Source organism: Paraburkholderia sp. 31.1, from assembly GCF_014397645.1.
Classification (GTDB): Bacteria; Pseudomonadota; Gammaproteobacteria; order Burkholderiales; family Burkholderiaceae; genus Paraburkholderia; species Paraburkholderia tuberum.
Window position 1 is genome coordinate 1 of record NZ_VZQN01000018.1, and the last position, 13,777, is coordinate 13,777.

Sequence of the window (13,777 nt, forward strand, 5' to 3'; positions counted from 1 at the left end):
GGAAATCGAAATCTATTTCCATGTCCTCAAGAATGGCTGCGAAGTCGAGACCCTGCAATTGGCCGCTGTCGACCGGATTGAGCGCGCGCTGGCCTTGTTCCTGGTGGTGGCTTGGCGCGTGACGTATTTGATGCGCAAAGGCCGAACCTGCCCGGATCTGGATGCCGCCTTGTTCTTCGATCCGGACGAAATTCGTGGCGCCCATCTGCTGGCAAAAAAGAAGATGCCGGCGACGCCGCCCACTGTGAATGAGGTCGTGCGGCTGATTGCGCAAATCGGTGGTTTCCTCGGCCGAAAGAGTGACGGTGAGCCGGGCGCCAAGACCATCTGGCGAGGGCTCGATCAGGTACTCGCTGCCGCTGACACGCTACGCGCGCTCCGCGAAGGGCTCGGCTAATGACTTCTGTATAACGCTATGGGTTCAAGTCTCAGTCTTTCGCGCAATTGCGCTTCGGTCCGCCCCACGTGCTTTTCGAGTGTGTGCCCTCCCAGCCTCGGATTGAGCGCTTTTGCTTCATGCATTTGCAGATCGATCCGGCCCATCGTAACGCTGGCCACGCGTGCAGCCTTGATCGAGCCAGCGAACCCGAACGGCACGATCATATCAACTGACAGGCCGATGTTGTTCGCCATGTCAGGACTGGCTTTCATCGCCTCGGCCAGCTTCGCCGTACCTTGCCGGGTCAGCGTGACCGTATCCCGGCCCGTCCAGATTTGACGCAAACCTGCCGACGCCGTATCTGAGCCATGTACGCCGAACACAACACATCCGGCCTTGCTCGCCATCGTCGGTTCCGGCAGCACACATAGCGCTGCCGCCCCGACCATTTCCAGCACCCCGCCGACAACCTGCAAGCTGCCCCATAGCCGGTTGGAACGCATCTCGGTAGGGCTGATCGACTGACGGGAGAGCACTGCCGCTAGTTGCGGCGCACTGAGCACCACGCGCACGCCGTCCGAATTCTGTTGATACGACATTCCGGTGTCCTCTGTAGCTGTTGGGGCTGCTACGCTAGCAGGCGTCCACAGGGGTATGGAATGGGCGATGGATGATTTTAGGCTTCCGCTGCGATCAACGGAATGTCAACATTTGTGCGCGCCGGAATCCTCGCCGTAGCGCGTATGGACAGTCTGGACAAGAACGGTTCCGTTCAGCAAGGCAGCGCTCGTATAGCGCAGCGTGGACATATGGTTTGGCCATGCTCCCGTCGTCGCGCGTCGTTGTTCCAGCAGGTCCGTTCGGTGAGCGGCCGTCTCAACGTTGTTTGCCGCGGAATGCGCGAGCGCGCGCTGCGAGGTCGCGCGCATAGCTCCGCCGGGACAGAACACAAAACCCGGTCAACGAGAATTTTGTGCACGCGGGATCGTCCCGAGAGGCGCGAAGCTTCGACAAGCCTCACCCCTCATCCCCCTCCCGCAACTCCCCCGTATTCCCCCGTTCCGCGCAAGCGCCCGTAACAGGCGGCCGCCCCCGCGTCGCCTCTGACAACGTCACTCCCTGCTGAATCCCAGCCTTCGCCAGCATATGTGCGCTAATCGGCGCGGTGAGAAACAGAAACGCCGGAATCAGCAACTCATGCAGGCTCGCGAAGTTGTTATGCGCGCTGAAATACACCACCGACGCGAGCACGATGCCGCCCACACCGAGCGTGGTCGACTTGGTCGGACCGTGCAGCCGCATGAAGAAGTCGGGCAGCCGAGCGAGCCCGACCGCCCCGACCAGCGTGAACAGGCTGCCGGCCAGCAGCAGCAAACAAACGATCGCTTCGACAAAAGTTTCCATCGGCATACCCCACGCTAGTTGAGTTCGATGATGTCGCCGCGCTGCAGGTACTTGGTGAGCGCGACGGTACCCACGAAACCCATCACGGCAATCAGAAGCGCAACCTCGAAGAGCACCGTCGAGCGCAAGCTGATGCCGTACACGACGATCAACGCGATCGCATTGATGTTGAGCGTGTCGAGCGCGACGATGCGATCGGGCAGCGACGGCCCGCGCACGAGGCGCCACAGCGCGAGCAGGAACGCGATGCCGAGGATCGCGAGCGAGATCGGAATCACGATGGCTAGCATGCGAAGATCTCCATCAATGGGGCTTCATAACGGGACTTGATGAGCGCGATGAGTGCCGCTTCGTCGCCGAGATCGAGCACGTGCACGCAGAGGCGCGTGCGGTCGTCGCTGAGTTCGGCGCACAGCGTGCCAGGGCTCAGCGAGACCACGCTGATAAGCACCGTGAGCGCGATCTCGTGGGTGCTGTCGAGCGGCACTTCGATGAACGCCGGGCGCATCCGCCGCGTCGGGCCGAGCACGAGCAGCGCGACCTCGACGTTGGCCACGATGATATCGACCAACACATGCCAGGCGAGGAGCACGAGCAGCCACGGTCGGCCGAAGCGCACCGGTCGCAGCCACAAGCCTTCGGCGACGCGAAAAGAGATCACGTAGCCGAGCGCGGCGCCGAGCAGCAGATTGCCCGGCGAGACGTCGTTCATCAGCAGCACCCAGCAGATGATCAGCAAGACCGCGAGCCACGGGTGGGGGAAGAGCCTTTTCAACATCGTCAGTTCCCTTGTGCGTCGGCCGTGGTCGCGGCGGCCGCTGGTGGCGAGGAGCGCGCCGCGGGCAGGATCGCGTGCACGTAGGCGGCGCGATCGAATAGCTGTGTCGCCGTATCGGTGAGATAGTGCCGCACCGCGCCCGCGCCGAGCGTGATGGCCACGACACAGCCGAGCAGGATCGCGCATGCGGCGAGCTTCGCATTACTGCCACGCGGTGCGCGCTCCTCTTTGCCGGCGGCGGCGCGCGCGGCCGGCGCGGCCCACATCAGGCGCGTGCCCGTGCGGCTCAGCGCGACGATCGAGAGCAGGCTCGACAGCAGTACGGCCGGCCACAGCACGACTGCCGCGCCGAGCGGCGTGGCGGCCAGCACCATCGCCTTGCCGAGGAACCCGGACAGCGGCGGCAGGCCCGCGGCGCCCACCGCGGCGATCAGATAGAGCAGCGCGGCGAGGTTCGACGGCCACGGTGCATGCGTGCGCGGGACCGCTTCGACCGTAGCTTCGGCTTCGGTGTGAGCCGGTTCCCCGACCAGCACGGCGAGCGCGCCGGCCGTCTCGACCTGCAGCGGCTGCACCCGCGCCAGCGTCGCCACCGCTTCGCCGTCCGGGGCGGGCGAGATGGCCGCCGCGGCCGCGTCGTCGAGCGCTTCGAGCGAGCCGGGCTCGATCGAATTGGCATCGGCGGAAACGGCGGCATGGGCGGCGTGCGGGGTCGGGGCTTGCTCGGGTTCGAGCGTGTCGGCGAGCAGGAACAGCGCGCCAGTGCAGAGCGTCGTGCTGATCAGGTAGTAGAGCAGCGCGCTCCATGCAAGCGGCGTCTGTAGTGCGATCGCCGCGATCAGCAGACCCACCGAAACCAGCACGAGATAGCCCGTCGTGGTCTTGAGACTCGACACCGCCAACGCGCCCAGCGCGCCGAACACGATCGTCGCGATCGCGAGCCACCACGCCCACTGATGCATGAACGCATCGAGCACGCCGCCCGCCGCGCCGAACACGAGCGCGTCGCAGCGCAGCATCGCATAGATGCCGACCTTGGTCATGATCGCGAACAGCGCGGCCACCGGGCCGATGGCGCTGCGGTAGGCCTGCGGCAACCAGAACGACATCGGAAACACGGCGGCCTTGAGGCCGAACACGAGCATCAGCGTCGCGCCCGCGAACTGCGCGAGCGGCAGCGACTCCGGCCCTAGACGCGCCAGACGTTCGCCCATGTCGGCCATGTTGAGCGTGCCCGTGACGCCGTAGAGCACGCCGATCGCGACCAGAAAGAACGACGAACCGACGAGGTTCATCAACAGATAGTGCAGCCCGTTGCGCACCCGTCGCGCGCCGCCACCATGCAGCAGCAGCGCGTACGACGCGATCAGCAGCAGCTCGAAGAACACGAACAGGTTGAAGAGATCGCCCGCGAGGAAGGCGCCGTTCAGGCCCATCAGCTCGAACTGGAACAGCGCACGGAAATAGCGGCCGCGCCTCGCGTCCTCGCTCGAGGTGCCGAGCAGGCAGCAGACCGCCAGCACGGCGGTGAGCACCAGCATCAGCGCGCCGAGCCGGTCGAGTTCCAGCACGATGCCGAACGGCGCGGGCCATGCGCCGAGCGCATAGCTGGCGATCTCGCCTTGCGCGGCGCGCGCCATCAGCAGGCACGCGACGGGCAGCAGCGCGATGATGGCGAGCGCGTTCAGCGCGCGTTGCAGGCGTTTCGCGCGCAGCGGCAGCACGACGATGACGCCCGCGGAAAAGAGCGGAATCAGGATCGGGAGCAGGAGAACGTGGTTCATTCGACGGGCGCCTCCTCGTCATTGACGTGATCGTTGCCCGTGATCGAAAACGAGCGCAGCGCGAGCACCACGGTGAAGGCCGTCATTGCGAAGCCGATCACGATGGCCGTCAGCACGAGCGCTTGCGGCACCGGATCGACGTATTGCGCCCCCGCCGCGATGACCGCTGGCTTGCCGATCGCAAGCCGGCCCATGCCGAGCAGGAACAGGTTGATCGCATACGAGAACAGCGTGATGCCGAGAATCACCGGCAACACGCGTGCGCACAGCAGCAGGTAGATGCCGCACGCGCAAAGCACGCCGATCGCGATGGCAAAGGCGGCTTCCATCAGCTTTTCTCCACGGACTGCATGTCCTTGTCGCGTACGCCGAGGTGCGAGACGATCGTGAGCGTCGTGCCGACCACCGCGCCCGTTACGCCGAGATCGAACAGCATCGCCGTGGACAGTTCGATCTCGCCGATCAGCGGCACGTGCAGGTGCCCGAACGCACTGGTCAAAAACGGCTGGCCGAACGCGAGACTGCCGAGCCCCGTGGCCGCGGCGATCAGAATGCCGAAGCCCGCAAGCGCGCGGTAGTTGAGGTGGATGCGCGACTCGGTCCACAGCACCCCGCTCGCGACGTACTGCAGCAACAACGCGATCGAGAGGATCAGCGACGCGATGAAGCCGCCGCCCGGCAGGTTGTGGCCGCGCAGGAACACGAACACGGCGACGAGCACGGTGAGCGGCAGCATCAGCCGCGCGAGGATCGCGAGCATCAGCGGATGCGATTGCGACGACCATGGCCGGCCATCCGGCCCCGCATCGGGCGACTTCAGGCGCAGCCCGCGCAGCAGCGCCTTGACGGCGAGCCCCGCGACCACGAGCACGCTGATTTCGACCATCGTATCGAAGCCGCGGAAATCCACGAGGATCACGTTGACGACGTTGTGGCCGCCGCTGCCGGGCAGCGCATTGGCGAGGAAGTACGGAGCGATGCCTGGCAGCGGCGCGCTCGTCATGATCCTGTACGACACGGCGCCGAGCAGCGCGCCGCCCGCGAGCGCGAGCACGCCGTTGCGCAGCCGGACGGGGAGCGGCTCGACGGCGCGTTGCAGCGCGGGCAGGAAATAGACGGCCAGCACGAGCAGCAGGATCGTGACCAGTTCGACGGAGATCTGCGTGAGCGCGAGATCGGGCGCGGAGAAGCGCACGAAGGCGAGCGACACGAGCAGGCCGCAGGTGCTCAGCATCACGAGCGCGTAAAGGGTGCGCGCACGCACGCACACCACGCCGACGGCGAGCAACGCCATCAGCACGAGGCCGCCCAGCGTGAACGGATCGGGCGGCAGGCGCGTGTGGCTGCCGCTCCAGGTGTCGAGCGCGACGAGCGGCACGCCCGGCACGATCAGCATCGCCGCGATCATCCATGCGAGGTAGGCCGGCAGCGAGCGCGTCTCGAACAAGCGCACGATCACGCCGGCGCACTGTTCGAGACGCTGCACGAAGCGGTCGAAGATTTCGCTCGCGTTCAACTCGGTGAGCGCCGTGCGACGGTGGCGGAACGCATTGCGGCGCAGGAAAAAGAGCGCCGCACCCGCCGCGAACGACACCGCGCTCATCACGAGCGGCGTATTGACGCCGTGCCACAGGCTCAGGCTGTAGTCGGGCAGCTTGCCGCCGAGCGTGACCCACGCGGCCGACTCGAGCAGCCTGCCGATGCTTTGCTGCGGGAACAGGCCGATCAGCAGGCACAGCGCCACGAGAATCTCGACCGGCAGCCGCATGAAGCGCGGCGCCTCGTGCGGCGGATAGTGCGGCAGATCGCGCGGCGTCTCGCCGTCGAAAAACACGCCCCAGACGAAACGTAGCGAGTACGCCACGGAGAGCGCCGCCGCCACGATCGCGATGACCGGCACGGCGAGGTTCAGCGGCCCGAACATGCTTTGCGCGAGTGTTTCGCCGAAGAACATTTCCTTCGAGAGAAAACCGTTGAGCAGCGGCACGCCGGCCATCGACAGCGACGCGACGCTCGCGAGCACGGCCGTATGCGGCATGTACCTGCGCAGGCCGCGCAGACGGCCCAGATCGCGCGTGCCGGTTTCGTGATCGACGATGCCCGCGGCCATGAAGAGCGACGCCTTGAACACCGCGTGGTTGACCGTGTGAAAGAGCGCGGCGACAGTCGAGAGCTGCGTGTCGAGGCCGAACAGCAGCACGATCAGGCCGAGATGGCTGATGGTCGAATAGGCGAGCAGGCCCTTCAGATCGCGCTGCAACAACGCCAACCCCGCGCCGCCCACCAGCGTGACGAGCCCGGCCACTGTCGCCGTGTAAGCCCACAGGTGGGTACCTTCGAAAACCGGATAGAGACGCGCGAGCAGGAACACGCCGGCCTTCACCATCGTCGCCGAATGCAGATAGGCCGACACGGGTGTAGGCGCCGACATCGCGTGCGGTAGCCAGAAGTGAAAAGGAAACTGCGCCGACTTCGTGAACGCCGCGAACAGCGTGAGCAGCAGAATGGCCGGGTAGAGCGGATCGTGCTGCACCTTGTCAAGCTGGGCGAGCACGTCGTTCAGCTCGTAGCTGCCGCATACGTGGCCGAGCAACAGCACGGCCGCAAGCAGCGCGAGACCGCCCGCGCCGGTGATGGTGAGCGCCATGCGTGCGCCGCGCCTCGCGTCGGGCCGCGATGGCCAGAAGCCGATCAGCAGGAACGAGACGAGGCTCGTGAGTTCCCAGAAGATGACGAGCAGCAGCAGGTTGTTCGACAGCACGATGCCGAGCATCGCGCCCATGAAGAGCAGTAGCAGCAGGTACAGACGCGGCAACGAATCGCTGCCGGCGAGGTAGTAGCGTGCGTAGATGAAGACGAGCAGGCCGATCGCGAGTACGAGCAACGCGAACATGAACGAGAGGCCATCGAGGCGCAGCGACAGCGCGAGGCCGATGTCGGGCATCCATTCATGGCGCCATTGCAGCACGTCGTGGTCGCCCATGCCCACGCGCTCGCTCAGCAGCAGCGCGCAGCCGAACAGCGCCGTCGCGAACGCGATCCAGGTGCAGAGCGCGGCGGCGCGCGGCCTCGTGAGCGCAATGAGCGCCGCGGCCATGAACGGAAGTAGGACGAGCCACCCCAGTACCATTCGATGCCCTCCGGGAGTTCGAGTGTTAGACGGTGTGGCTGGCCGGTGAGACTGGGCCGGCGTGCCACCAGCCGGGCGGCTGCCCACGGGGCACAATCATAGCCGCAAACAGCCCGGCAATTCACATCGATACATCAAGCATAAATATACGCACCGCGAAGCGCCGGCGCGCGGCGAGCCCGACTGATGCCCAATCATGCCCATTGATGCGGACGCGCGTTCGATTTAACGCCCGTCGCGTGACATACGGCGCGCTGATGCACCATAATCGGCAAACTTGACGATCAATCGAGGCGCCAAATTGAAAGGAACTGAACTGGATCTGTATGCAACTGAAGAGCCAGGCCATACTTTGGCTTTCAATCTTTTCGATGGCACATGGGTGTCCGATGTGCCGGGCTACGGTTTAGGTATGGCGCCCCATTTCGACGATGGGCGTCTCCACTGGTTCGAGATCATGTGCGGCGGCTTTTCCGGAAAAAGCGTGCTCGAACTCGGACCGATGGAAGGCGGCCATACGTTCATGATGGCCAAAGCCGGCGCCTCACGTGTCCTTGCTATCGAGGCGAATTCGAAGTCCTTTCTCAAATGCCTGCTCGTGCAGAATGCATTGAAGTTCAATGCCGAATTCATGTATGGCGATTTCAGAGAATTGCTGAAAAAGCGCGATCAGCGATTCGATCTGATTCTTGCAAGCGGCGTGCTCTATCACATGATCGATCCGGTATCGCTACTGGAAGATATGGCATATGCGTCAGATTCGATCTGCATCTGGACGCACTATTACGATGCCGAAGTCGCGCGGACGAATGCGAACCTGCAAACGCACGTCGATCCGACGCCAACCGTCTCGGAGTTTCGCGGACGCGAAGTGCATCTCCACCGACATAGTTATCTCGACAGCATCAACAACGTAAAATTCATCGGCGGGACTGCTCCGCAAGCCAACTGGATGACCCGCGAAAGCCTGATGGCGGTCCTCGACGCACTGGGCATGACGGTGATCGTCGGCGTGGACGATCGCGAACAACATCCGGCCGGCCCGTCGATTCTTCTTTACGCTGCTCGCATTCCGCATTTCAACGAGGCGCACTATCTTCAGCGCAACCCCGACGTAGCAGAAGCCGTTGCGCACAAGCACATCAGCTCTGGCGCGGAACACTACGTCCGCTATGGCCGTGCGGAAGGGCGCTCGTTCGAGTGATCGACACCGCGCAGCCAGCGTCGTGTTCAAGCCAGTTACCCCAAAACGCGAACCCGGAAAGTTTCCCGAAAATGAATACTCTCGAGAATCATCGCTTTTTCGATAAGCCCGTCGTCGCGGACGTTCCGATCGACAATCAGACCCAGGTCTTCAAATTCGAAAAATTTCCCGCGGCGGGCCCCGTTCCCTGGCTCGATCGACCGGATGCGCTGGAGCGGGTTGCCGAGCTGTTGTCCCAAGGCGTAATTAGCGAGCAGCAGGCCGAATGGTGCCGCAAATGGGTGAGCGACGGCTACCTGATCATTGAGGGTTTCTTCAAGACGGAACAGCTCGATGCGACGTGGCAAGCTTACGAAAACGCGATTGCCGACGGCACGCTGCGGCCGCCGCCCGAGCCGCTTTTCGAAGGCGATACGCTGCCTGGGCGCACGCTGAATCCGCATTTCAACGTGCCGGCTGTTCGCGAGATGCTGTTCGACGCGCGCATGAACGAGATCGTGAGTCTGCTGCTGGGCGCGAAATCGGCGCCGTTCCAGACGATCGGCGGTCACAAGAGCAGCGAGCAACTCGAGCATTCCGATTCGATTCACATGTCGACCTATCCGAACGGGTATCTGGTCGCGAACTGGATCGCCTTCGAGGATATTCATCCCGACTCCGGGCCGCTCGTTTATCACCCCGGCACGCACAAGCTGCCGTATCTGATGTCGACTGAATTGGGCATGCCGTTCGGTTGCGGGTATTCCGCTTATCACGACATCTACGAACCCGCGATTCAGAAGCTCATCGCTGAACGTTCATCGGGCCCACAGCACTTTTACCCGAAAAAGGGCGATGTGCTGTTGTGGCATGCGAACCTGCTGCACGGCGGCAGCAAGATGCGCGATCCGGAGCACGTGAGTCGCAAGGCACTGGTTTGCCATTTTTTCGCGGATGGCTGTTTGTGCTATCACGACCTGACCGGCATGCCGTCGAGCCTGACGCCAATCGTCGACTTCGACGGCGAGGCGTACCTCGAGGCCAATCCGGACGTCGCCGCGAGCGGCGGCAATGCATTGCAGCACTACATCTACTACGGTCGATTCGAAGGTCGCCCGTTGAGCAGCGCCGAATCGTTTCAACGCAAGGCGCGGCTTGCCCAACTGCCTGACGGTTTCGATCCGAAGCTTTACCTCGAAGCGAATCCCGACGTCGGCGCGGCGGGCGTCGACCCGGTCGATCACTTCGTCGACTTCGGCCGCGCGGAAGGCCGGCCGTTGCGGCCCTGAGTCATGCGTGGCGCCGAAGCAGGCGAAGGCGGCCTGCTTCGGCAAGTTCGCGGACAGTGCATGTCGAAACCTTTTGTCCGCGTCTCGCGCGCACAGTCACCGGGTTGACGACCCGCCTGCGCCCAAAGCATGCGTTCGAGCGCGCCCGCCCCGGCACGGGCCGTCCGCCATCACGCCGCCCGTGCCAGCCTCCTTTGTGCATGTCCTCCGGTCTTGCTCTAAACTAGCGCCCGCCCAACCCACGCCCCGATGCGCCCCGTCACGAGCAACAACCGATGCCCCCAGCCTCCATCGATCCCGCCGATTCCCCGCATTTCAGCCTGCCGAAACACCCGCCGTTCCAGCGTTTCTGGTGCACCCGCATCCTGTCGTCGCTGTCGTTCCAGATGCTCGCGGTCGCGATGGGCTGGCATGTCTACGCGCTCACGCATAGCGCGTTCGCACTTGGCCTCGTCGGTCTCGCGCAGTTTCTGCCGATGTTCCTGCTGACGCTCGTCGTCGGCCATGTCGCCGATCGTTACGATCGCCGCCGCATCGCCGCCGTCTGCCAGAGCCTCGAAAGTGTCGCTGCATTGCTGTTCGCGATCGGCACCTTCGGCGGCTGGATCAGCGCGCCGGTCATCTACGTGCTGGCTGCCTGCGTCGGCGCGTCGCGCGCGTTCGAATCGCCGGCCGTGGCGTCGCTGCTGCCGGCCGTGGTGCCGCGCGGCTATCTGCCGAAGGCGACCGCGTGGGCGACGTCCGCCAATCAGACCGCGCAGATCGCCGGGCCCGCGCTCGGTGGTCTGCTGTACGGCATCGGTCCCGGTGCCGCGTATCTCGCGTGCACGCTGACGTTCGCGGCGGCGGCCGCGTCGGTGTGGAGCATTCCGTTGCAGATGAAGCCGGCGAGCCGCGCGCCCGTCACGCTCGAATCGATCTTTTCGGGCATCGCGTTCATTCGTCGCGAGCCGGTGATTCTCGGCGCGCTGTCGCTCGATCTGTTCGCGGTACTGTTCGGCGGCGCGACCGCGTTGCTGCCGATCTTCGCGCGCGACGTGCTGCACGCGGGCCCGCTCGGTCTCGGCCTGTTGCGCTCGGGCACGGCGATCGGCGCGCTCGCGGGCACGATCTGGCTCGCGCATTTTCCATTGCGCAACCGGCCCGGCGCGGCGATGTTCGGCGGCGTGATCGTGTTCGGCATCGCGACGATCGTGTTCGGGCTGTCGCATCAGTTCCTCGTGTCGTTGTTCGCTCTGATGGTGCTCGGCGCGTCGGACACGATCAGCGTGGTGGTGCGGCTGTCGCTCGTGCAATTGCGCACGCCCGATGAAATGCTCGGCCGCGTCAGCGCGGTCAATTCGTTGTTCATCGGGACGTCGAATCAATTGGGCGAGTTCGAATCGGGCCTGACCGCGGGATGGTGGGGCGCGCAGCCGGCGGTGCTGGTCGGCGGTGTCGCGACGATCGCGATCGCGCTGTTGTGGATGCGGTTCTTTCCCGAACTGCGGCACACGCGCACGCTCGAGCGCGAAGAGGCGCTCGCGGCGAGCGCCTGATTGCCAGGGCCTGGGCGCCATCGCCCGATCCATGACACGACGAGGAGACGAACCGCATGAGCCAGTCCGAACTGCACCCCGCCGCGCCGGTCGCGGCGACGATCTATCGTGGTGAATCCGTCGAGAACACGCATCTCGCGCACGTCTCGGTCGTCGATGCGCCGCAGCGGCTCAACACGATGGGCGTCGAGATCGGCCGGATGGACTTCTCGATCGAGCTTGCCGCGCATCGTTGAGCGCGGCGACCCGATTCACTGCTCGACACTCCAGACCTCAAGCCGCTGCCGCCTTCGCCGGCGCGGCACCCAGCGCATCACGGATCGCGTCGGCGAGCTCGCTCGCCGCGAACTTCGCGACATAGCCGTTGGCGCCCGCGTTCTTCACATGCGCCTCATTGGCCGCGCCCGTCAGCGACGAGTGAATGATCACCGGAATATCGCGCGTGCGTTCATCGGCCTTGATCTGGCGCGTCAGCATGAAGCCGTCCATCTCCGGCATCTCCAGATCGGTCAATACGAGCGCGATGGAGTCTTTCGCGCGCGCGCCGTTTTTCTGCGCTTCGCGCGCGACCTGCTGCAGCGTCTGCCACGCTTCCTCGCCGGTCTTCGTCATGATGTAGTCAGCGCCGATCGCGGTGAGCGCCTGTTCGATCAGCTTGCGCGCGAAGCCGGAGTCGTCGGCGGCGAGGATCTTCGCGCCGCGGCGGATGCCGAGCGCCTGGCCGACCGAGGCCGGATCGACGCTCGGATGCTGCGACGGGAACACGTCGCGCAACACCTGCTCGACGTCGATCACCTGGGCGAGGCGCGAGTCGCCGGTATTGCCGTCGATGCGCGCGATGCTCGTGACGAGCTTGCCGCCCGCCGAGCCATCGGCCGACAGCACCTGGTTCCATTCGAGTCGCACGATGTCGTCGACTTCCTCGACCGCGAAGGCCTGCGTCGAACGCGCGAATTCGGTGACCAGCAGGATGTTCAGGCCGCGCGTCGGCTCGCAGCCCATCAGCCGCGGCAGATCGATCACGGGGATGATCTGCCCGCGAATGTCGACCGCGCCCATCACGTAAGGCGACGATCCGGCGATCGGCGTGACGGTCGGCATCGTCGAGATTTCGCGGACCTTGAACACGTTGATCCCATACAACTCGTGCGCGTCGCTGCCCGGCACGTGGCCGAGGCGGTATAGCAGCAGCTCGAACTTGTTGGAGCTCGTCAGGTTGCTGCGTTCGGTGTGGCGCTCGTGATTGGCACGGTGGTCGTCTGCCATCGGAATCGTTCTCCAGAATTGCGGTGCTGAGCGGTGCTGAGCGTTGCCTGTATCTGGTTATCGGCGCCGATGGCGAAAAATTCAGCACTGCGTGGCAGTGTCGAGCGGCGCGCGCGATTCACGCGAATACGGCAAACGTGTGCGCATTCATATGAGGGTTACCTAAGGTTACAGAAGCGACAGCAGGGTTTCACCTGCCCGACGTCGTGGCTTCTAGAATCGGCAGCGATAAAAGCGTGGCGTCGCGCTGGGCTCGCAAGCAGTCCGCAGCGTTTTGCATCGCACGCTTCGTTCGCGGCGCACACGTGTCCGTCGTTTTGCTTTCAGATGCTTTCACCTCAAGGAGAACGTATGATCCGCCTGCCTTCCGTCCCTTCCGTCCCTTCCGTCGCTTTGGCCCGCATCGCCGCCGTTGCCTGCTTCGGTGGTCTTCTGACGGCCGCCTCGGTGGCCAGCGCGCAGAGCGCCGCGTCCACGGACACGGGCCGCCTGCATGCCGCCGACCAGACCTTCATCGCGGACGGCACGCAAGCCGTCGCGACGCAGCGCGATGCGGCGCGTATCGCCACCGCGCGTTCGGCCGACCGCGACGTGAAGGCCTTTGCCGAGCGCGTGTCGAGCGACGACGCCAGGATCACCGACGCGTTGCGCGCGGCGAGTCCGCGCGGTGTCGACGTGCCGAAGAACGATCCCGATGCGGCCGTGCTCGCAAGCATCAACCATCTGCGCGGCGCGGACTTCGACAAGGTGTACATCGAGCAGGTCGCGCTCGCGGGTGAACAGAAGGCACTGTCCGCTTTCCAGGCGGAAATCGCAGCGGGCCGCGACGAGCAGTTGACGGCCGCCGCGAAACAGGCGCTGCCGACGATCCAGCAGCACTATGCGATGGCGCAGGATCTCGCGAAGCGCAAGCATCTGTCCGTGGCCGCGCAATAAGCGGCGTCACGTCGCTACGCGGCAGGCGGCGGTACTTCGAACCCGGGCTTTTCGGCGATAATCGTGCGCTTCTTCCGACGATTCTTCGCG

General features: G+C 64.7%; 12 protein-coding genes and 2 pseudogenes. 6 read left to right on the forward strand and 8 right to left on the reverse strand.

The window, feature by feature from the left end; translation table 11 throughout:
* Positions 1 to 397, forward strand: a 397-nt coding sequence (locus F6X37_RS15670) for an IS4 family transposase (protein ID WP_316251977.1), incomplete at its 5' end; no start/stop codon positions are given.
* A 20-nt stretch (positions 398 to 417) separates the two neighbouring features.
* Here F6X37_RS15670 and F6X37_RS15675 read toward each other — a convergent pair.
* The 7 genes and pseudogenes from F6X37_RS15675 to F6X37_RS15705 all read right to left on the reverse strand — a co-directional run.
* A pseudogene (locus F6X37_RS15675) lies at positions 418 to 978 on the reverse strand (hypothetical protein); the annotation flags it as partial.
* Positions 979 to 1,396: 418 nt separating this feature from the next.
* On the reverse strand, positions 1,397 to 1,789 hold the full coding sequence (locus tag F6X37_RS15680) for a Na+/H+ antiporter subunit G (protein WP_090803870.1): 393 nt from the start codon (positions 1,787 to 1,789) through the stop codon (positions 1,397 to 1,399).
* Between the two features lie 8 nt (positions 1,790 to 1,797).
* Positions 1,798 to 2,073 carry a K+/H+ antiporter subunit F gene (locus F6X37_RS15685; protein ID WP_018418609.1) on the reverse strand — a complete coding sequence of 92 codons (276 nt, stop codon included), beginning with the start codon at positions 2,071 to 2,073 and terminating at the stop codon, positions 1,798 to 1,800.
* Complete coding sequence (locus tag F6X37_RS15690) at positions 2,067 to 2,561, reverse strand: Na+/H+ antiporter subunit E (protein ID WP_090803872.1); 495 nt, start codon at positions 2,559 to 2,561, stop codon at positions 2,067 to 2,069. Before F6X37_RS15690 ends, F6X37_RS15685 begins: the two co-directional genes overlap by 7 nt.
* A 2-nt stretch (positions 2,562 to 2,563) precedes the next feature.
* Positions 2,564 to 4,345, reverse strand: a complete 1,782-nt coding sequence (locus F6X37_RS15695; protein WP_187611964.1) for a monovalent cation/H+ antiporter subunit D — start codon at positions 4,343 to 4,345, stop codon at positions 2,564 to 2,566.
* Entirely contained in the window at positions 4,342 to 4,674 is a 333-nt protein-coding gene (locus F6X37_RS15700; protein WP_187611965.1) for a Na+/H+ antiporter subunit C, read from the reverse strand. Before F6X37_RS15700 ends, F6X37_RS15695 begins: the two co-directional genes overlap by 4 nt.
* Positions 4,674 to 7,475 carry a monovalent cation/H+ antiporter subunit A gene (locus F6X37_RS15705; RefSeq protein WP_187611966.1) on the reverse strand — a complete coding sequence of 934 codons (2,802 nt, stop codon included), beginning with the start codon at positions 7,473 to 7,475 and terminating at the stop codon, positions 4,674 to 4,676. The genes F6X37_RS15700 and F6X37_RS15705 overlap by 1 nt, the downstream gene beginning before the upstream one ends.
* 277 nt (positions 7,476 to 7,752) lie before the next feature.
* On the opposite strand from F6X37_RS15705, the gene F6X37_RS15710 reads away from it, so the two are divergent.
* The 4 genes and pseudogenes from F6X37_RS15710 to F6X37_RS15725 all read left to right on the forward strand — a co-directional run.
* A complete protein-coding gene (locus F6X37_RS15710) occupies positions 7,753 to 8,679 on the forward strand; it encodes a class I SAM-dependent methyltransferase (RefSeq protein WP_187611967.1) in 927 nt (308 codons plus the stop codon).
* Between the two features lie 71 nt (positions 8,680 to 8,750).
* Positions 8,751 to 9,947 carry a phytanoyl-CoA dioxygenase family protein gene (locus tag F6X37_RS15715; protein WP_187611968.1) on the forward strand — a complete coding sequence of 399 codons (1,197 nt, stop codon included), beginning with the start codon at positions 8,751 to 8,753 and terminating at the stop codon, positions 9,945 to 9,947.
* A 275-nt stretch (positions 9,948 to 10,222) separates the two neighbouring features.
* Entirely contained in the window at positions 10,223 to 11,485 is a 1,263-nt protein-coding gene (locus F6X37_RS15720) for an MFS transporter (protein ID WP_187611969.1), read from the forward strand.
* A 56-nt stretch (positions 11,486 to 11,541) separates the two neighbouring features.
* Positions 11,542 to 11,658: pseudogene (locus F6X37_RS15725) on the forward strand (asparaginase); the annotation flags it as partial.
* Positions 11,659 to 11,758: 100 nt separating this feature from the next.
* On the opposite strand, the gene F6X37_RS15730 reads toward F6X37_RS15725, so the two are convergent.
* Positions 11,759 to 12,751, reverse strand: coding sequence for a chemotaxis protein (locus tag F6X37_RS15730; RefSeq protein WP_187611970.1), 993 nt, complete (start codon positions 12,749 to 12,751; stop codon positions 11,759 to 11,761).
* Positions 12,752 to 13,102: 351 nt separating this feature from the next.
* Here F6X37_RS15730 and F6X37_RS15735 point away from each other — a divergent pair, with 351 nt between their 5' ends.
* Entirely contained in the window at positions 13,103 to 13,687 is a 585-nt protein-coding gene (locus F6X37_RS15735; RefSeq protein ID WP_187611971.1) for a DUF4142 domain-containing protein, read from the forward strand.
* Positions 13,688 to 13,777 lie beyond the last annotated feature (90 nt).